General features: G+C 63.4%; 16 protein-coding genes and 1 riboswitch. Of the genes, 6 read left to right on the top strand and 10 right to left on the bottom strand.

Going from position 1 to position 19,412, the window contains the following annotated elements:
* Positions 1 to 4: 4 nt before the first annotated feature.
* The 3 genes from bluB to OKW20_RS13270 form a co-directional block, all read right to left on the bottom strand.
* Positions 5 to 700 (bottom strand): 5,6-dimethylbenzimidazole synthase, encoded by a 696-nt coding sequence (bluB, locus tag OKW20_RS13280; RefSeq protein WP_429172841.1) that lies wholly within the window; start codon positions 698 to 700, stop codon positions 5 to 7.
* Positions 701 to 746: 46 nt separating this feature from the next.
* A riboswitch (cobalamin riboswitch) is annotated at positions 747 to 959 on the bottom strand.
* A gap of 83 nt (positions 960 to 1,042) precedes the next feature.
* Positions 1,043 to 1,855, bottom strand: coding sequence for an SDR family oxidoreductase (locus OKW20_RS13275; protein WP_429172839.1), 813 nt, complete (start codon positions 1,853 to 1,855; stop codon positions 1,043 to 1,045).
* 88 nt (positions 1,856 to 1,943) lie between these two features.
* Complete coding sequence (locus OKW20_RS13270; protein ID WP_429172837.1) at positions 1,944 to 3,137, bottom strand: phytanoyl-CoA dioxygenase family protein; 1,194 nt, start codon at positions 3,135 to 3,137, stop codon at positions 1,944 to 1,946.
* Positions 3,138 to 3,240: 103 nt separating this feature from the next.
* On the opposite strand from OKW20_RS13270, the gene OKW20_RS13265 reads away from it, so the two are divergent.
* Positions 3,241 to 4,260, top strand: coding sequence for a LacI family DNA-binding transcriptional regulator (locus tag OKW20_RS13265; protein ID WP_429172835.1), 1,020 nt, complete (start codon positions 3,241 to 3,243; stop codon positions 4,258 to 4,260).
* Positions 4,261 to 4,286: 26 nt separating this feature from the next.
* Here OKW20_RS13265 and OKW20_RS13260 read toward each other — a convergent pair whose 3' ends face one another.
* From OKW20_RS13260 to OKW20_RS13240, 5 genes are all read right to left on the bottom strand, one after another.
* Positions 4,287 to 5,789, bottom strand: coding sequence for a diguanylate cyclase domain-containing protein (locus OKW20_RS13260; RefSeq protein ID WP_429172831.1), 1,503 nt, complete (start codon positions 5,787 to 5,789; stop codon positions 4,287 to 4,289).
* A 236-nt stretch (positions 5,790 to 6,025) separates the two neighbouring features.
* The gene (locus tag OKW20_RS13255) at positions 6,026 to 7,762 is read right to left on the bottom strand and encodes an ankyrin repeat domain-containing protein (protein WP_429172829.1); all 1,737 of its coding nucleotides are present in this window, start codon (positions 7,760 to 7,762) and stop codon (positions 6,026 to 6,028) included.
* Between the two features lie 165 nt (positions 7,763 to 7,927).
* Positions 7,928 to 8,755 carry a TolB family protein gene (locus OKW20_RS13250; RefSeq protein WP_429172827.1) on the bottom strand — a complete coding sequence of 276 codons (828 nt, stop codon included), beginning with the start codon at positions 8,753 to 8,755 and terminating at the stop codon, positions 7,928 to 7,930.
* A gap of 23 nt (positions 8,756 to 8,778) precedes the next feature.
* Positions 8,779 to 9,114 (bottom strand): hypothetical protein, encoded by a 336-nt coding sequence (locus tag OKW20_RS13245; RefSeq protein ID WP_429172825.1) that lies wholly within the window; start codon positions 9,112 to 9,114, stop codon positions 8,779 to 8,781.
* 3 nt (positions 9,115 to 9,117) lie between these two features.
* A complete protein-coding gene (locus OKW20_RS13240; protein WP_043616394.1) occupies positions 9,118 to 10,800 on the bottom strand; it encodes an NAD+ synthase in 1,683 nt (560 codons plus the stop codon).
* 268 nt (positions 10,801 to 11,068) lie between these two features.
* On the opposite strand from OKW20_RS13240, the gene OKW20_RS13235 reads away from it, so the two are divergent.
* The 5 genes from OKW20_RS13235 (at position 11,069) to OKW20_RS13215 (ending at position 17,275) form a co-directional block, all read left to right on the top strand.
* The gene (locus OKW20_RS13235; protein WP_429173438.1) at positions 11,069 to 13,000 is read left to right on the top strand and encodes an LTA synthase family protein; all 1,932 of its coding nucleotides are present in this window, start codon (positions 11,069 to 11,071) and stop codon (positions 12,998 to 13,000) included.
* Positions 13,001 to 13,184: 184 nt separating this feature from the next.
* A complete protein-coding gene (locus OKW20_RS13230; RefSeq protein ID WP_043616399.1) occupies positions 13,185 to 13,733 on the top strand; it encodes a DUF1003 domain-containing protein in 549 nt (182 codons plus the stop codon).
* Positions 13,734 to 14,018: 285 nt separating this feature from the next.
* Complete coding sequence (locus OKW20_RS13225; protein WP_043616402.1) at positions 14,019 to 14,441, top strand: TadE/TadG family type IV pilus assembly protein; 423 nt, start codon at positions 14,019 to 14,021, stop codon at positions 14,439 to 14,441.
* 1 nt (position 14,442) lies between these two features.
* A complete protein-coding gene (locus OKW20_RS13220; RefSeq protein WP_429172822.1) occupies positions 14,443 to 16,176 on the top strand; it encodes a TadG family pilus assembly protein in 1,734 nt (577 codons plus the stop codon).
* Between the two features lie 181 nt (positions 16,177 to 16,357).
* The gene (locus tag OKW20_RS13215; protein ID WP_429173436.1) at positions 16,358 to 17,275 is read left to right on the top strand and encodes a hypothetical protein; all 918 of its coding nucleotides are present in this window, start codon (positions 16,358 to 16,360) and stop codon (positions 17,273 to 17,275) included.
* Positions 17,276 to 17,278: 3 nt separating this feature from the next.
* Here the strand turns inward: OKW20_RS13215 and OKW20_RS13210 are convergent, their stop codons facing one another.
* Positions 17,279 to 17,677, bottom strand: coding sequence for a GFA family protein (locus OKW20_RS13210; RefSeq protein ID WP_429172819.1), 399 nt, complete (start codon positions 17,675 to 17,677; stop codon positions 17,279 to 17,281).
* Positions 17,678 to 17,862: 185 nt separating this feature from the next.
* The gene (locus tag OKW20_RS13205) at positions 17,863 to 19,236 is read right to left on the bottom strand and encodes a class II 3-deoxy-7-phosphoheptulonate synthase (protein ID WP_043616467.1); all 1,374 of its coding nucleotides are present in this window, start codon (positions 19,234 to 19,236) and stop codon (positions 17,863 to 17,865) included.
* Between the last annotated feature and the right edge of the window lie 176 nt (positions 19,237 to 19,412).

The following is a 19,412-nucleotide window of genomic DNA, read 5'->3' as shown; positions in this document are numbered from 1 at the left end:
AGCCTTACGCCTTCTCCTTGCTGCATCCCCATCCTTCTTCGAAAACCAGGTCCTCGAGCGGAAGGCGCTGGCGCCAGCCCTTCACGGCGAGTTCCGGCTGCTGATAGAGGCGGTCGACATAGCCGAGGCAGAGCCAGGCGACGATCTCGATATCGTCGGGGATGCCGAGGATCGCCTTGATCTCGGCCTCGTGGAAGATGCTGACCCAGCCGACACCCACCCCTTCGGCGCGCGCTGCAAGCCAGAGGTTCTGCACGGCGCAGACGGTGGAATAGACGTCCATCTGCGGATTGTGGGTACGCCCGAGCACGACAGTGCCGCCGCGCGTGCGGTCGCAGGTGACGCAGATGCTGAGCGGCGCCTTGCGAATGCCTTCGAGCTTCAACGCGCGATACTTTCCCTGCTGTTCCGCCTCGAACATCAGCGCGGCCTCGTCATTGGCGCGGCGAAACGCCTGCCAAACCCGCTCGCGCGTTTCTTCCGCCCGCACCAGCACGAAGTTCCAGGGCTGCATGAAGCCCACGGACGGGGCGCTGTGTGCCGCGGCCAGCAGGCGCCTGATCAGATCATCGGGCAATGGCTCGGGCAGGAATTCATCGCGCACGTCGCGACGTGTCTCGATGGCACGGTAGACGGCCTCCCGCTCTTGCAGCGAAAAGGCACCGGCAGCCGCAAGGCCGCCCTTCGGTTCAGTCAGCATCGTTCGATCCCCAACAATGCGAAAACCTCCCGCCGTCCACGCGGGGTTCGGTCTATCTCGCCAGGCCGGTCTTCTGACTTCGGTTCAACCGATCGCCCCACCTTCCCAGATCGATTGAAGATCCAGTGGCAGAACCTTGAATCAATTCAAGGCCATCTTAGACGCGATCGTCCCCGTCACAGCGTTGGGCACGTTCCGGAATTTCGACCGGATTCCCGATTCTCCCGCTTTCGCGGGCACCTGACGACGGCACTAAGTGCACAGCCGTTTGACAAAGACAAGCGGCGCCGTCCCGGTCGGGAACTGGTGCGCCGCTTTCCACCTGCTTCTTGCTGCCTCGCCTCAGAGCGGAGCGACCGGATGCGGCGAACCGTCATAGGCGCCCCAGATCGACTGGTCGAAGCAGATGACCGATCCGGTCATCAGTCCGGATTCGGCCGACGACAGGTAGGCGCAGGCACGCGCCACCTCGGCCGGATCGACGAGCCGGCCGAAAGGCTGGCTAGCCGCCGCCTTTTCGAGCCAATCGGCAGCCGCGCCGTGAAACTCGCGCTGTATGCGGTCTTCGCCTTCGGAAGCCATCCAGCCGATATTCAGCCCGTTGACGCGGATGCGGTTGCGCAGCAGCGCATAGGCCGTGTTCTTGGTCAGCGTTTCGAGCGCGCCTTTCGACGAGCAATAGGCGGCGATGAACGGCTGGCCGGCCATCGCCGACATCGAGCCGATGTTGACGATCGTGCCTTCGGTCTTCTCGCGCCGCATGACTTTCACCGCTTCCTGCATCAGGAAGAACGGTGCGCGCACGTTGATCGCGAACATGCGGTCGAAGAGTTCGGGCGTGGTATCGAGGATGGTGCCGCGGTCGGTGATGGCCGCAGCGTTGACCAGCGCATCGACCCGGCCGAATTCGGCGTCGCAAGCGGCGACCACCTTGCGGGCGTCGTCCACTTTCTCCAGATCGGCTTCGACATAGACGACTTTCGCGCCATGTGCCTTGCCGATCTGCTCGGCCTTCGCCCATCCCTTGGCGGCGTTGCGCCCGCAAATGACGATACCCTTGGCGCCACGCTCAGCGAAAAGGCCAGCAATCGTCGCGCCCAGCCCCTGCGTACCACCGGTGACGATGGCGATCTTGCCCTGCAATTGTCCACTCATCGAATTCCTCCCTCGGAAATGATCGTTTGAAACGGCTGCGGCTCCCGGGTGAAACACGCCGGGAGCCTGTCAAATGGTAGCTCGCGCGTCAGCTCAGCTTGCGTTTCGCCTGCGCCTCAAGCACCGCAAGAAACTCCTCCTCGCCCGTTCCCGCAGTGAGCGCCTCGCGCATCAATTGCGCCTGCGTCTCCGGCGCCAGCCCGCCGATTGGCGGGTCTCGGTCAAGATTGGTCGGGAACGAGTAGCCTTCGGCACAGGAGGCGATGGCATTGGCCGCTTCCGCCCGCGACAGCTTGCCGTTCGCCAGCAAGGCCCGCAAGGCCGGATAGAGCGCCGCGCTCATCGTCAGTCGATCGACGGTTTCCATGGCGCGCCCGAAGGCCGAGGACACCTGCAGCAGGTTGGCGACGCGGCGGATATCTTGGGAGCGGTTGGTGCCGGCAGCATGAAAGAGCGCCGGATTGAAGAAGACGACGTCACCCTTTTCAAGCGGGAGCTGCACGTGATGTGCGTCGAAATAGGCGCGGAATTCCGGCCGGTTGAGCGCCAGATAGCCCGGCACATAGGTCTGGCTATAGGGCAGGAATAGCGTCGGTCCGCTTTCGAGCGGCATGTCGCAATGGGCAACCGCGCCCTGCAGCGTCAGCACCGGCGAAAGCTTGTGGACATGCGCCGGATACTGCTCGATCACGGCCGCCGTCTGGAAGCCGAGGTGATAGTCTCGGTGCGCCGATTGCGCCGCCCCGCCCGGGTTGACCCGGTTGACCTGCGCCGTCATCTGGTAGTTCGGCCCGAGCCAGGCCTCGCTGACGAGCGCGATGACGGCATTGCCGTAATAGGCGGCGAAATTCTCCGGTGCGTTCAGGCAGTGCTTTTCCAGCGAGTTCCAGATGCGGTCGTTGGCGCCGGGCTTGGCGAAGTGATCGCCGCCACCGCTGTTGCTGCGATGTTGCTCTTCGATGATGGCGTCGAAGACCCCGCTTGCGACGTCGATTGCCGCCGTATCGGCATAGGCGCGCTTGAAGACCGCCACGCCGGGGCCCGTTGCCAGCGCCTCGCAGATTTCCGCCAGAACCGAACGCCGCGCCTCGCCGTCGCCGCACGCCGCAATCAACGCGGCGCTGTCATAGATCAGGACGTTCTTTTCGCAGCCGGAGGCATGGGGATAGTCGGACAGATTGGTCTGGCGTTCGACTTCCGCCCGGAACGCCTCGAGATCGCAGGCCTCCTCGGTGAGCCAGACACGGTCGATCCGCTGGCGCGCTTTGTTGTCGGTCTTCATCGCGTTTCCTCCTCTGAAACATCCTGATGAACACGACTATAGGCGGCGGCAAAACATGATATAGAGCAAGAATCCATCAAAAATCCATCAGGAGCGCGCAACGATGGCCCATCCGTTTCTGGTCAAGGACATCGCCTTTCAGGCCGGCCTCAGCACCGCGACCGTCGATCGTGTGCTCAACGAGCGGCCGGGCGTGCGCCGCCAGACGGAGGCCCGGGTTCGCGCAGCCATCGAGGAACTGGAAAAGCAGCAGGCCGGCCTCGACATCCAGGGGCGCAAGTTCGCGATCGATATCGTCATGGAGTCGCCGCAGCGCTTTACCGATGCGGTGCGGCGCGCCTTCGAGAGCGAGGCGCTGACCTTCGCGCCCACCGTCTTTCGCTGCCGGTTTCACTTTGCCGAGACGATGCGCCCGCAGGACATCGTGCAACTGCTCGACCGGATCCGGCTGCGCGGAACCGACGGATTGGTGCTGAAGGCGCCAGATGTACCCGAGATCGTCGCCGCCGTCGCCCGCTTCGAGATGGGCGGCACGCCCGTCGTGACTCTGGTAACCGATCTGCCCCATTCGCAGCGGACGGCCTATGCCGGCGCCGACAACCGGGCGGCGGGCGAAACGGCCGCCTACCTCCTCGGCGAGCGCTTCTCCAGCGCGCCGGCAACCGTGCTGGTGACCCTTTCGAGCGGCCGTTTTCGAGGTGAGGAAGAACGAGAGATCGGCTTTCGCCGGGTGCTGCGCGAGCGCTATCCGACAATCCGGATCGTCGAGATCAGCGAAGGCCACGGCCGCGACAGTGAAACCGGGCTCCTGGCCCATGCAGCACTTTCGGCCAATCCGGATATCAACGCGGCCTATTCGATAGGCGGCGGCAACCGCTCCGTGCTTGCAGCCTTCGAGGGCCTCGAACGCTCCTGCATGCTCTACATCGCCCATGATCTCGATGAGGACAATCTGGCGCTGCTGCGCGAACGGCGCATTCACTTCGTACTGCATCACGACCTACGGACCGATGCACGCACGGCATTTCGCACGATGATGCTGCGGCCGGGCGCCCAGGCGCCGGCGATCGGCCCGCAGCTCTCCGCCGTGGTGGTGATCACGCCCTACAATGTTCCGGAGTAGCGCGGCCGCCAGCCGGCGCTGAACCTTCAAGCGGCCGTCTGGCCGTCGTTCTTCTCAGCCGGCAACACCATGTCATCGGCCGTTTCGAAGCGATTGCGGCCGCGCCGCTTGGCGAGATAGAGCGCTTCGTCGGCAGCCAGCAGCAACTGGCGCGCCGTCTGTCCGTGCCGCGGTGCAAAGGCAATGCCGGCGCTGCCGCCGACGACGAGCATCTGGCCGTTGTAGGCGACCGGTGTCTGCGCGTCGGCAATCAGGCCGGCCGTCAGGCTGCGGGCTTCGGCCTCGCTGCAATCGCCGAGAATGACCGCAAATTCGTCACCTCCGAGCCGGGCAACCGTGCCCTTGGGCCCGGCACGATTGCGAAAACGCTCGGCCATGGCCACCAGCACGGCGTCGCCGGCGGCGTGGCCATGCCGGTCGTTGACCTCCTTGAACTCGTCAAGATCGGCATAAACCAGCGTGAAAGGGTGGATATTCGCCCGCAGAAGCGCCGCTGCCAGCATGTCGTCGAAGCCGCTGCGGTTCATCAGCCCCGTCAGGCGGTCGTGCTTGGCCAGGTGCCGGTTCAGCGCTTCGCTCTGCTGCAGGGCGGCAAAGAGCGTCGAGAAGCGCAGCGCCACGAAAGCCATCAGCAGGGCTGCGACGATCGCCATGATGATGACGCTCGGCAACAGTTCCGCGCGGACGAACCCGCCGGGCGATTTCGGCACCCAGGCGGCCACGAGACAGGACGAGTCGGTGCAGCGCCCGACAGACGCATAGGCGCTGCTTGCTGGCCGCTCGTTGAGCGGAACAAAGGCCAGTCCGCGAATACCCAGCCGCGCCGCGATCTCGCGCGTCATCTTCGGCGTGACCGGTCGAACCGCGACCATCAGCACCGGATCGCGCCGTTCCGCCGGAACCACCAAAGTCTCCGGGATGACCGCCTGCACCACCGCAACGCTCATGCGCCCGTCGATCTCGCGCAGGTCCACCGCGTGGATGCCGGGCACCGCCGGCATGACGGATTGCGGATCCGGCGTCGTGACATCGAGTTTATAGGTGCCGCCGTTGTTCCTGAGCGCATTGTCGTAGCGGCGCTTGGCCTCCTCCACGAGATCGTCGACCTCGTCGAGCGGCACGCGCGCCACCCCGGCCGGAACCGACACGCCATCCTTGAGCGCCGTCGAGACGTTGCGCGCCGGATCCGTGAAGATGATCCAGGAGAAGCCGTAGTCTTCCCAAAGCCAGCCCGAAAGCTCGTCCGTGATAAAACTGTCGCTGGCGTGCCCGCTCGCCAGTTCCTCGTAGGTCTTGTCCCAGAAGGACACCTGCGCCTGGAACTGAACGACGGCATCCATCTGGTGGCGCAACTCGTTTGCGACGAGCCGGCGCTCGGCCGAAAGTCCGAAACGATCGGCCTCGGTGACCGACCGATCGAGCACATAGATGAGGCTTGCAATGATCAGGACCGCGACCAGGGTACAGGCGGCATGGATCGCCCAGACCGTCTTGTCCCGTTTTGCCTGCCGCAACGCCTTTTCCACCACGCCAGTCCCCCTCGTCCGCACCGGCCATGCCGGGCATTCTAGCACTTGTGGAGGTGCGATGCGCAACGATGGCAGCCGATACTGAGGGCACCCTAGCGGCCAATATCGAAGTTTGGCTTAAATAAGCTGGTGATAAAATAATTAACGATTTCAACCGGCTGAATCAGCCGACAATCAGCGGTCGCAGCGGAGATCTGGAGGTGCGGGCCAATCGCCCGCGCCTCCTGCTGCACAGCCTATTGCGGAGCGGCGGCCGAAACGCGCAGCAAGGCGATGATCTCCGCATTGCCTTGCTCTACGGCAAGATCGCGTATCGATGGACCTGCTGCGCCATCCCGAAGGCGCGCATTCGCGCCCCTTTCGAGAAGTAGCTGTACCGATTCCGCCTGCCCGTTGATCACCGCGAAGGCCAGCGGCGTCATCCAGTCGTGCTGCGGTTCCGGCCGGCCGCGGCCGCGGAACGTGCCGAATGGCGTTTCGATCAGATCCGGCTGCCGGTCGAGGATATCGGCGAGGCGCGCGGTCACACCGAACGACGCGGCTGCGAAGACATCGAGTGGCTGATCCTTCAGGAAGGCGACCATCTCGTCCTTGCCGTTGTACTTGGCCCAGCCGATCGGCGGTGCATGATGGTAGGGGTCGCGGGCCGAGGCATTGGCGCCGTGATCGAGCAGGCGCCGCGCCATCGCGACATGGCCATGCAGCGCCGCCTCGTGCAACGGCGTGCGCGAGGTCATGCGGTTGACGTCGAAGCCGAGCGACAGCATCAGCGCCACAGCGTCGTGCCGGTCCTCGCCCGCCGCCTCGTGCAGGATAGCCGGGTGCGCGGCCTGGGCTCGGGCCACAAGCGTCGGATCCGCGTCGACGAGTTCCCTCGCCTCGTCGGCCTTCACTTGGCCGATGGCACGAGCCAGCCGGTCGACATCCTCCAGCGGCGCTTCGGTCGCGCCGCGCGACACGAGGTATTGCGCCAGCGCCGGATCGCCGCCGAGTTCGGCCCATTGATAGGGCGTGCGCCCCTTGATCGGGCGATTGACGTCGGCACCGTGCGCGACGAGCAGCCGGACACGATCGGACATCCGCTTTTCCAGCGCCCAGGCAAGCTGATAGTCGAAGACGCGCTCGCCGTTTTCGACCAGACCACCATCGTTGCGCACCAGCCAGTTGTTGCGGTCGTCGGCATTGAGGCCATGATCGAGAAGCAACTGCAGGCACGAATTGTCCGGCTCGAACATCCGGTTGTAGAGCGCCTGGCTGTCATTGGCCCGGGCACCGGCATTCAGCAGCAGCCGCGCAAAGGCAAGGCAATCCGGGTGCGGCGGCTGCCGCTCCGGCCCTGCCTCGCCCTCACCGAAAACGCCCGTCAAGGCCGTGAAACGATACTGGCCGTCGTCGAGCCAGTAGGCGTTCGGATCGGCCCCACGCGCGATCAGGCGATCGCCCGCCGGCAGCGACGAGCGGCCGGGAACGCGGGCATAGGCGGCGTAGAGCAGCGGCTGCCAGTCGAACGGACCGCCGCGCTTCTCTGCAAGTTTCGGGTCGCCATCAAGAAAGCGGTCGATCGCCGCGGCGTCGCCGAGTGCGGCGGCCACGTGAATGCTGTCCCCGGCAATTTCAGGGTGGTCCTTGAGCAGGTCGAGCGCCTGAGCGAACCGCTCGGGATCGGCGGCGGTGTCGCCGAAATAGGAGACCGTCGCCAGAGCGAGAAAGCGGTTTGCGACCTGTTCGGTCGACGGCGTGCCGCTCTCGGCCTTCTCCAGATGCCGCTTCAGCCGCGTCCAGCTGGCAAAGCCGAATTCGCGGGCAAGCACGAGTTGGGCATCCTGAAGGCCCATTGCGGTCGGTTCGGAGAAATAGGGAAGCGCCCGCTGCCTTGCACTGGAATCGCCAATCTTGACGGCCTTCAAAAAAGCCTTGGCCTGCTTGCGGATCGTATCGAGGGTAATGTTCGCGGAAAGATCGCGCGTGATCATGAAAGACCTCCTTTCATTCACGTCCGGTATCCGCGCCCACAGACTGAAAAGAGGTGTGGCAACCAAGTTCAGTGAGACAGGTGGGCCTTGCCCTTCCCGCGGATCGGATGCGCCCTGCGAACGACCGCATCGCTAGCATGGTCCCGATATACTTGTCCAGCGCGGTCAGCTTTCCGGTTCGTAGCGGACGAAGGCGAAACGATCGCTCGACGGCGCCCAGTTCGGAACATTGATCGTTCCCTGCCCGCCGAAGAGCGCGAACAGGATGCGGGCATTGCCGCCGTCCATGCCCATCAGCCTCAAGCGAACATCGAGGTCTCTTGGGTGATCGAAGACATCGCCGTCGTAGGAAAGCACCAGCAGGTGCTTACCATCAGGCGACGGATGCGGGAACCAGTCGCCATAGGGGCTGTCGGTGATCCGCGTGACGTCGCGTCCGTCCGGGCGGATCCGCCAGATCTGCATCTGTCCGGTACGGCTGGAGTTGAAATAGATCCATTCGCCGTCTGCCGACCAGTCCGGCCCGTCGTTGCGGCCCTCGCCATGGGTCAGCCGCCGCTCCTCGCCGCCATCGACGGAGATCGTGTAGATGTCGAAGACCTGGTCGCGGATGCCGCAATAGGTCACCGTTTTCCCGTCGGGCGACCAGCCGTGCCAATAGGACGGCAGGTTGCGGGTTACGAGCCGCGGCGTGCCGCCTTCGGCCGGCAGCAGGTAGATCGCCGACTTCCCGAACGCGGTCTTGTCGCTGATCGCGATCGTCGTACCATCCGGCGAGAGGCCGTGATCGTTGTTGCAGAGCGTGGCAAAGCCGGTGTCGATCTCCACCGGTTCGGAGCCATCGAGACCAAGCCGATAGAGCCTGCCGTCGCCATTGATGATCAGGTGTGAACCGTCGCGCGACCAGTTCGGCGCCTCGACCAGCCTGTCCGTCTGCCAGACAACCCGCGTCTCGCCGGTCACGATGTCATGGATTTCGACGGAACTGCGCATGCTCTTCTCCCTGGACGAAGCCGCTATCTCTTGTCTTCACCCACAGGCACTGTCGCCAACACCTTGGAACAGACCGATTGCATCAGCATGGAATCGCGCCGATCCCGCCAGGTGGTGAGCAGACCCCAAGCCAGCAAGAGCAGGATGCAGATGAAGGCAACGCCGACGAGAGTAAGGCTTCCTGTCGCAAGGCCATAGATCCCGAAGATCGCAGGCGTCGCGAAATAGCCGACCTGCGCCGAAAGCTGCCGGCCGGGCGAAACGTCGCTCGCCGACCACAGTCGCAGGAGCCGGATTTCCTCCTCCGTAAATTCTGGACGGCCCTGTCGGCCGTCCGTCTCTTCGGAGCGGGTGTCCACGCCCTAGCCCCGATCGCGGAAACGGTTGGTGATCGGGTAGCGGCGGTCGCGGCCAAAATTCTTCTTGGTGATCTTGACGCCCGGCGCCGATTGCCGGCGCTTGTATTCGGCGATGTAGAGCAGATGCTCAACCCGGTGAACGGTCGCCTCGTCGTGGCCGCGAGCGACGATTTCGTCCGTTCCCATTTCCTTTTCCACCAGGCATTCGAGAATGTCGTCGAGCACCGGATAGGGCGGCAGCGAATCCTGGTCCGTCTGGTTGGGGCGAAGCTCGGCCGAAGGCGCCTTGTCGATGATGTTCTGCGGAATGACGATGCCTGAAGGACCGAGCGCGCCCGGAGGAACCGTGGTGTTGCGCCAGCTCGAGATCGCGTAGACCTGCATCTTGTAGAGGTCCTTGATCGGGTTGAAGCCGCCATTCATGTCGCCATAGAGCGTGGCGTAGCCGACCGACATCTCCGACTTGTTGCCCGTGGTCACCACCATCGAGCCGAACTTGTTGGAGATCGCCATCAGGATGGTGCCGCGGGTGCGGCTCTGCAGGTTCTCCTCGGTGATGCCGGACTCCGTGCCTTCGAACGTATCGGAGAGTGCGCTGAGGAACCCTTCGACCGGCTCGGAAATCGGCACGATGTCGTAACGGCAGCCAAGCGCCTCGGCGCATTCCTTGGCGTCTTTCAGCGATTCCTGCGAAGTGTAGCGGTAGGGCAGCATGACCGTGCGCACCCGCTCCTCGCCGAGCGCATCGACGGCGAGTGCCGCGCAGATGGCGGAGTCGATGCCGCCGGAAAGGCCGAGCACCACATTCTTGAAGCCGTTCTTGTTCACATAGTCGCGGAAGCCGAGCATGCAGGCGCGGTAGTCCGCTTCCTCCCGTTCCGGCAGGCGCGATTTCAGGCCGTGCTCGCAATGCCAGCCGCTGTCGCCCTTCTTCCATTCGACGATCGAGATCGCCTCCTCGAACTGGCTCATCTGGAAAGCGAGCGACTTGTCGGTGTTGAAGGCGAAGCTGGCGCCGTCGAAGACCAGTTCGTCCTGGCCGCCGAGCTGGTTGGCGTAGATCATCGGCAGGCCCGTCTCGATCACCTGCTTCAGCACCACCTGATGGCGCACGTCGACCTTGCCGCGATAATAGGGCGAGCCATTGGGCGACAGCAGGATTTCAGCACCGCTTTCGGCCAGCGTCTCGCAGACGCCGAGATCGCCCCAGATGTCCTCGCAGATCGGGATGCCGATGCGCACGCCGCGGAAATTGACCGGCCCCGGCATCTCGCCCGGATCGAACACGCGCTTCTCGTCGAACTCGCCGTAGTTCGGTAGGTCGACCTTGTCGCGGACCGCGATCACCTTGCCGTCGTCGAGCACGGCTATCGAATTGTGCCGGCCGGTCTTTGCCAGCCGCGGAAAGCCGATAATGACGCCCGGACCGCCATCCGCCGTCTCGGCAGCGAGCTTTTCGACGGCCTGGAGACACGCCTTCAGAAAGGCCGGCTTCAGAACGAGGTCTTCCGGCGGATAGCCGGAAATGAACAGCTCCGTCAAAAGCAGGAGATCGGCGCCCTGGCGCGCCGCGTCGGCGCGCGCCTCACGCGCCTTGGCCAGGTTTCCGGCGATGTCGCCCACGGTAGGATTGAGCTGGGCAATGGCGATGCGAAGGAGCGAAGGGGCGTTTTTATGGGCGGTCATGAGCGGGCCTGTCGGTCTGTCCTGAACGATTGCAGCTGACTTTCGCAATGTTCTTTAGCGCAATCTGCGGGAAAATACCCACAGGCAATCGCAGCGACGAGAAAAAAACCGAAAAATTCTGTTTTTCCCGGTCCTTATACTGGGCTGTTCGCGCTGCTTCACGCCACGAAAAGCCACCCTCCATTCCCGTTAAGAAACCATTCATCCCCTGTTCAAAATGACGGGCGTATGACAGTTACACGACGCATTTATGAAATTGGAGAATATGTTGGCCAGTATCGATTCCGCGGTTGCGAGAGGCTCACGTGTCTATGTCGATAGACCGGGCTTCGCCACACGGCACGCCAAGACGCTCGCGGCCACCCGCAGCGCATTCTTCTCCCTCTTCGTCGCAGCCGTTCTGGTGTTTCTCGTCGAACTGATCGTGCGTCAGTCGCTTGCCGATAGCATCGCCTACATGCTCGATCCGACGCGCCCGGCGCTGACGACCGTTGGCGCCTTCTTCCTGATCCTGCTCGCTGTCGACGGCATCTTCGGTCGCGAACACAAGTCGGCCGTGGTGATTGCGCCGCTTGCCATCATCCCCGCCGTCGTCTGCCAGCAGAAGCAGGTCTTCCTGTCCGACCCGCTCTATCCGACCGACTTCCTGTTCGGTCGCCAGATCATGGAACTGATGCCGGTTCTGGTGAAGGACCGTCCCTGGACGGCCGTCGGCATCGCTGTCGGCCTGGTCGTCGCCGTCGTTGGCATCGCTCTCCTGCTGCGTTTTGCCTGGCGCACCTTCCCGAAGCTGACGAAGCGCGAGCGCATCGCCCGCCTCGCCTTCGCGCTGCCGCTGCTCGTCGCCTTCTGGAACATCATGGATTACAACCAGTTCTCGTGGATCCGCGATCGCCTCAAGGTCATCCCGATCATGTGGGACCAGACCGAGAACTACAGGCACAACGGCTTTGCACTCGCCTTTGCCATCAACCTGCCGATGGCCAATGTCAGCGCGCCCGCCGGCTACATGGCCGACGCGATCGACCGTATTCCGGTGAAGCCGCTCCCCGCCGGCACCTCGCACCGCGGCAAGCCCGACGTCATCGTGCTGATGAGCGAATCCTTCTGGGATCCGACCCGCCTGCCGAACGTCAAGCTTTCGCCCGACCCGATGCCGACGATCCGCGAAATGCAGTCGGGCAACGTCTTCTCGCCGGAGTTCGGCGGCATGACCGCCAACGTCGAGTTCGAGGCGCTGACCGGTTTCTCCAACGCGTTCCTGCCCTATGGCAGCATCCCGTACCAGCAGTACATCCGCAATCCGATCCCGTCGCTTGCCACCTTCTTCCGCGGCGAAGGCTACGTCTCGCGCGCCATCCATCCGTTCCAGAGCTGGTTCTGGAACCGCACCGCCGTCTACAAGGCCTTCGGCTTCGACATGTTCAAGTCGGAAGAGAACATGCCGCCGATGCAGAAGCGCGGCATCTTCGCCTCGGACGAGTCGTTGACCAACGAAATCATCCACCAGGCGGATGCGATGGACGATCCGTTCTTCTTTTTCGCCGTCACGCTGCAGGGCCATGGTCCCTATGAGGCGAACCGCTATGCGAAGAACACGATCAAGGTCGAAGGCGACCTGCCGGAAGCCGACCGGCAGGTGCTGGAAACCTACGCTCAAGGCATCAAGGAAGCTGACGAAAGCCTGAAGAAGCTGATGGAGTGGGCGAAGAACCGTGACCGCGAAACGATCATCGTACTCTTCGGCGACCACCTGCCGCCGCTCAACACTGTCTATACCAGCACCGGTTTCATGAAGGGCGTGACCGCGGAACGCAAAGGTTCGAAGGAGCAGATGAAGGCGCAGCATGAAACGCCGCTCGTCGTCTGGTCGAACAAGACCGGTCCGAAGAAGAACGTCGGCACCATCAGCCCGGCCTTCCTCTCCTACCAGATCCTCAAGCAGTCCGGTTACGAGCACCCCTACTACACCGGTTTCCTCGGCAAGGTGTACGACCAGTACCGCGTTGTCGACCGCTACATGCTGATCCGCAAGAACGGCAAGGAAGTCGCCGAATGGTCGCGCCAGCCGAAGGTGCCGGCACTGCTGCGTGACTACCGCTTCCTGCAGCACGACATGATGTTCGGCGACCGCTTCTCGACCGACCGGTTCTTCAAGTCGCACGCGGACCTGTTCGCAAGCGCTGCCGAAACCCACTGACACAAGTAGCCGGACCGGTCGCACCCGGTCCGGCTTCGCGCCTTCCGCCATGGCGATATTGGCTGACGCCTGAAATCCCCCCACGCCTTAAGCTTTTGATGGTTCGCACGCGGGCAAAGCAAAACCGCTGCGGACTTTTGCGCGACATGCCCTAGATTTCATCCGGCCAACACCGGAGATCCCCATGCCGCATTTCAACGACATTTCGAAACAGCTTTTCGGCAAACCGATCAGCGAGCTTGGCGAGATCGAGGCCCGCATCCTCGCCCACGCCCGCGATCGCCGCACGCTTTCGACGGATTCCCACGCGGCCTTTACGGCCGGGCTCTCTTTCGGCGACAGGCTTGCGGACAATATCGCCCGGGTCGGCGGCTCCTGGAGCTTCATCATCGGCTTCTGCGGCTTTCTCGTCTGCTGGGTTCTGGTCAATTCGGTGCTGCTCATCACCGGAGCGTTCGATCCCTACCCCTACATCTTCCTCAACCTGGTGCTTTCGATGCTCGCCGCGCTGCAGGCGCCGGTCATCATGATGTCGCAGAACCGCCAGGCCGAACGCGACCGCTTCGCCGCGTCGAAGGATTACGAAGTCAATCTCAAATCGGAGGTCGAGTTGATCGCGCTGCATCACAAGGTCGACGACGTGCTGCTGCGCGAGATCTCCGAGCTGCGCGCCGACCTGGCGGCGCTCAACCGTCAGCTCGAACATTACCGCGCGCCGCCCGCACAGCAGTGACCGGATATGGGCCCAAGCTGCACTCACTGCCGGCGACATAACCGGCAGCCTTTGCGCGCATCTCAGAGCCCGCACAAGGGGCGCGCGCAGGCGTCGCAGCAGGGCGAAAACTAGCTCATTTTCATAAACCCTAATTCAACTGTGAATACACATTTTGCAACAATCGCGAAATGCGTTGGGATTCAACAACTTATCGGAGTATGAAAAAATTAATATTTGAGGATCACGTTAGGGGTGCAGGGACATTCGAAAAATACAGCAACGTGGGTACGCGGAGATGCTGCAATGTCCAATTTCAAGCGCCTGTTAGGTGGCCGAGACGGGGCCGCTGCGATCGAATTTGCAATAATAGCACCGCTCTTCTTCATGTGCGTGCTGACCCTGATCGCATACGGCGTCTACCTGAGTGCCGCCCATTCCATTCAGCAGATCGCCGCCGATGCCGCCCGCACGGCCATTGCCGGCCTCTCCGAAACCGAGCGTGAACGGCTCGCGACCGACTATATCCGTCGCACGACGATGGATCAGGCCTTCATCAAGTCGTCGCGCATGACCGTCACCGTCAAGGACGACGCCAACAACGCAAACCAGTTCACCGTCCGGATCAAATACGACGCCGGCGACCTGCCGATCTTCAACCTGTTCACCTTCGCCATGCCAAGCGAACAGATCGAGCGCTTTGCAACCATCCGCATCGGAGGGGTCTGATATGCTGTGGAATCCCATGCGCTCCCTCGCCCGTGCCCGTAGCGGCAACATCGGCGTCTCGGCCGCCCTGGCCATGCCCCTGGTCATCACGTCCATGGCGCTGGCGATCGACTACGGCTACCTCACCGTCCAGAAGCGTGAAATGCAGTCGACGGTCGATCTCGCCGCGATCGCGGCGGCGGCCAACGTCTCGTCCGCCGAGAAGGCCGTGCTCAACCACTTCGCCAACAATGGCCTGAACTACGGCGTGTCGACGCCGAACGGTTTGTTGACCATCGATGGTAAGACCTTGCCGCCCGGTGACATCAACACCGCCAAGCTTGACGGTGTCGCAACCGTGACGCGCGGGCGCTACGTTCCCGATCCGTCGGTCGATGCCGGCCAGCGCTTCATCAAGGACGCAACGCCCACGGACGCCGTGCAGGTCATGCTCGAAAGGAAGGGCGACATCTTCCTCGCCTCGATCTTCACCAAGGCGCCGGACCTCAGCGTCTACGGCACGGCAGCCAGTTCGAAGATTGCCGCCTTCTCCGTCGGCTCACGCCTTGCAAGCCTCAATGACGGGCTGCTCAACTCCATCCTCGGGCAGATGCTCGGAACGACGATCTCGCTCAAGGTGATGGATTACCAGGCGCTCATCGACGCGGACATCGATATCCAGCCGTTCCTGAAGATCATTGCGACCAGGCTCAACCTGACGGCAGCCTCCTACGAGGACGTGCTGAAGGCAAACCTGACGATGCCGCAGCTGCTTGCCTCCATGCGGCTCGTCCAGGGCCTGTCCGGAACGGTCACGGCCGCACTCAAGAGCATCGAGCTTTCGACCTCCAGCGACAAGCGCACCTTCACGCTGGCGCAAATCCTCAACCTCGACCCGAAGAAGAGCCTGCAGATCGACGCCGGCTCCGATTGGGCGATGCGGGTAAGCGCGCTGCAGATCGTCTCCGCCGCAGCCGCGATTGCAAACGGCGAAAACCAGATCGCGCTGAATGCAGTGGCTGGCCTGCCGGGGATCGCATCTGCCAAGGTCAAGCTCGCGATCGGCGAGCCGCCGGTCGAAACGCCGAGCCATCGCCTCGGCACGCCCGGTGCGGCGGTGCGCACGGCCCAGACCCGCCTTTCCGTCGAAGTCAACGTCGACGGTCTGGCTGCCCTTGCCGGCATTCGCATCCGCCTGCCGATCTATGTCGAGCTCGCCTATGCGGAAGCCAAGCTCGCCGATATCCGGTGCTATGGCGGCACGCCCGAAAATGCTTCGGTCAGCGTGGACGCAGTGCCCGGCATCGCAGAGATCGCCATCGGCGACGTCGATCCGGCAGTCCTGTCCAACTTCTCGTCCGACGCCCGGGTGCAAAGAGCCAAGCTCGTCGACGCGCTGGTGGTCAAGATCGATGCACTCGCCCATGTCGAGGCGCAGAACCTCAAGCCGACGCGCCTGAGCTTCAGCCCGTCCGAAGTTGCGGCCCGGTCGATCAAGACCGTCTCGACCAAGGACATCCTGACCTCGACGACGCAAACCCTCCTCAACAATCTCGACCTGAACATCCAGGTCCTGTTCCTGACGCTCGGCAGCCCGACCATCGTGCAGCAGGCACTGGCCCAGACGCTCGGAGCCGTCACCAAGCCGGTCGACGATCTGCTTTACAACCTTCTGCTGCTCGTCGGCGTGCGGGTCGGCGAGGCCGATGTGCGCGTCACCGGCGTCAAGTGCCAGTCGCCGGTGCTGGTGCAGTAGTCCCTTCAACGGGGCGCTCGGCGGCAACCGTCAACGCCCCGTTGAACAAATTCAGTTGCTGACACGTTATGCACAAGGTAGCCCTGCTAGAAGGGTACAGCTGGGTGGCAGCTGGCCGGCGGGGTTCCTGGAGTTCCCTGCCCTCGGCGGGCCGCGCGAGCATTGGGGGTGTGCGCAGCAGATGCGGGTGGTGGCAGAGCAGGAAGGTGCTGCGCGGGATGGCTCGCTCACCTTCACAGCGGAAGGTTTTCTTCGTCATCCGGAATTACGCAACGTGCTGCAGGCGAGCGCGCGCGACCTGATGGCCGCCTACGACACGTTTCCCCGCATCGCCCGCCTTGTTGCCTCTCACCAGAAATGGACCCTCAGCCAGGCTGTCTATGCCCTTCACCTCGAGCGCGATCCCGGCAATCCCGAATCCGGGATCACGACCGCGCGCCTCCTCAAGTTCATCCATGAGACCGGCGGCGCCAGCCGCAACACTGCCGCGGCCTTCATCGCCGAGCTCCTGACCTACAAGCTTCTGCGCGATGCGGATGGCGGGCGGGCGCGCAAGAAGATCCGTCCGCTGGAGCCGACGGAAATCAGCGAAGGCGCCATGTTGCGCTGGTTCATGAGCCAGATGGGAACGCTCGATCGGTTCGACGGCAAATGCCGTGTCGCGCGCGTCGACGCCGACCGCACGGTTTTCGAGCGGGCTCAGCCGATCGCCGCCCGCCTGCTGCTATCGGACCGCCGGTGGACCGAACCGCCGGAAGGGGTCGCGGCGTTCGTGTGGACCGAGTGCGGCGGCCTTCTGCTCGACGATCTGATGGCGCGGCCGAAGAGTCTCGACCCGGTGGACGGCAAGGTCTGGCTGGAGGCAAACCTCTCGGACCTCGCCACGCATTACATGATCTCGAACACCCATATCCGGCGCATCTTCACCCGCGCCCAGGACCTGGGCCTGCTTGGAAGAGCCGATGAGGGTCAGCGCGGCATGTTCTGGCTGAGCGAGCGGCTGATCGCGGAATATTGCCAGTGGCAAGCGGTCAAGCTTGCAGGCCTTGCCAACGGCTTCGAACAGGCCGAGCGGCGAGCGGCAAACCCGCCGGCCTGACCTTCAGACGCGGCCGGCCGCGAATTTCGGCAGGTCGTCCTTGATCTCGTAGAAATCGCCCTGGTCTTCACAGAAGATATGGTAGCCGGGCTTCAGCACCGTCGGCTTGTCGAAGGTGCCCGCGAGGATCGAGGTATAATCCGAACCGTCCGCCTTCCAGAACATCGCCGACCCGCAGTGCCGGCAAAAGCCCCGGCTGGCGCTGTCACTGGCCCTGTACCAGGTTACGTTCTCCGCCCCATCCAGTTCGAAGTCCTGATCTAAAACATTGGTTGCGGCGTAATAGAGCCCGGTCTGCTTCCGGCATTGGCTGCAGTGGCAGAAGATCAGTTCGCGCAGCTCGCCGCGCGCCTTGAAGCGAATGGCGCCACAAAGGCAGCCCCCATGATGAATGTCCTGCATGGCCCCTCCTGAAGATCACGATCCCTCGATCATGCCATGGAGCGCGCCGGCCCAAGCGACAGCCCGCGCCGCGCCCTGCTCCAGACACGAAAATGCCGGGCCAGCTTCCAGAGCCGGCCCGGCATTGTCAAATTCAAAGCATCCAAGCGACGTTCAGAAAACCTGAACGATGCCAGAGATTTAGATCAGCCGTTGACGACCATCTTCTTCTCGTCGCGGCCGCCCTTCATGCGTTCGGCGAGCAGGAAGGCAAGTTCCAGCGCCTGGTCCGCGTTGAGGCGCGGGTCGCAATGGGTGTGGTAGCGGTCGGCAAGATCGTCGCCCGAAAGCGCACGCGCGCCGCCGGTGCACTCCGTCACGTCGTTGCCGGTCATCTCGATGTGGATGCCGCCCGGGTGCGAACCCTCGGCGCGGTGGATCTGGAAGAAGCTTTCGACTTCCGACAGGATCCGCTCGAACGGACGGGTCTTGTAGTTGTTGAGTGTGATCGTGTTGCCGTGCATCGGGTCGCAGGACCAGACCACCTTCTTGCCTTCGCGCTCGACCGCGCGGATGAGGCGCGGCAGGTGCTCGGCGACCTTGTCATGGCCGAAGCGGCAAATGAGCGTCAGGCGGCCGGCTTCGTTGGCCGGGTTGAGCAGGTCGATCAGCTCCAGCAGGCCATCGGCCGTCAGCGACGGGCCGCACTTGAGGCCAAGCGGGTTCTTGATGCCGCGGCAATATTCGATATGGGCATGGTCCGGCTGGCGGGTGCGGTCGCCGATCCAGATCATGTGGCCCGACGTGGCGTACCAGTCGCCCGAGGTCGAGTCGACGCGCGTCAGCGCCTGCTCATAGCCGAGCAGCAGCGCCTCATGGCTGGTGAAGAAATCGGTCTCGCGCAGGCTCGGATGGTTTTCCGAGGTGATGCCGATCGCCTTCATGAAGTCCATGGTTTCGGAGATCCGGTCGGCGAGCTTGCGGTAACGCTCCGCCTGCGGGCTGTCCTTGACGAAACCGAGCATCCACTGGTGCACGTTGTCGAGGTTGGCATAGCCGCCCATCGCAAAGGCGCGCAGGAGGTTCAGCGTCGCGGCCGACTGGCGGTAAGCCATGATCTGGCGTTCCGGGTTCGGAATGCGCTCTTCCTCGGTGAACTCGATGCCGTTGATGATGTCGCCGCGGTAGGACGGCAGCGTCACGTCACCCTGCTTCTCGACACCCGAGGAACGGGGCTTGGCGAACTGGCCGGCGATACGGCCGACCTTGACCACCGGCTGCTGCGCGCCGAACGTCAGGACGACGGCCATCTGCAGGAAAGCGCGGAAGAAGTCGCGGATCGTGTCGGCGCCGTGCTCGGCGAAGCTCTCGGCGCAATCGCCGCCCTGCAGCAGGAAGCCGCGGCCTTCGGCAACGTTGGCAAGGGCACTCTTCAGACGACGGGCTTCGCCCGCAAACACCAGCGGCGGATACTTCGCGAGGCGCGCTTCGGTCGCCTCAAGCGCTGCCAGGTCCGGATATTCCGGCACCTGCTGGATGGGTTTCTGCCGCCAGCTGTTTGGAGTCCAAGTCTGTGCCATTTCGATCACCTGTTGTCTGCCGCGGATCCAACCGCGCGGGTCACGCCCTGACGGCCAATGCGGCCGCCCGGTATTCTGAAATTTCACTCACCATCCGCAGGCCCTGCCCCGGTCACTTGGCCACGCCTCGTGCCCGCCCAGCCGGAAACGCCGCGGAATGCGGGCTTATAGACGTT

Origin of the sequence: Ensifer sp. LBL (assembly GCF_050435225.1) — a bacterium.
Lineage (GTDB): Bacteria > Pseudomonadota > Alphaproteobacteria > Rhizobiales > Rhizobiaceae > Ensifer.
This window is presented reverse-complemented; position numbering and strand designations above follow the sequence as displayed.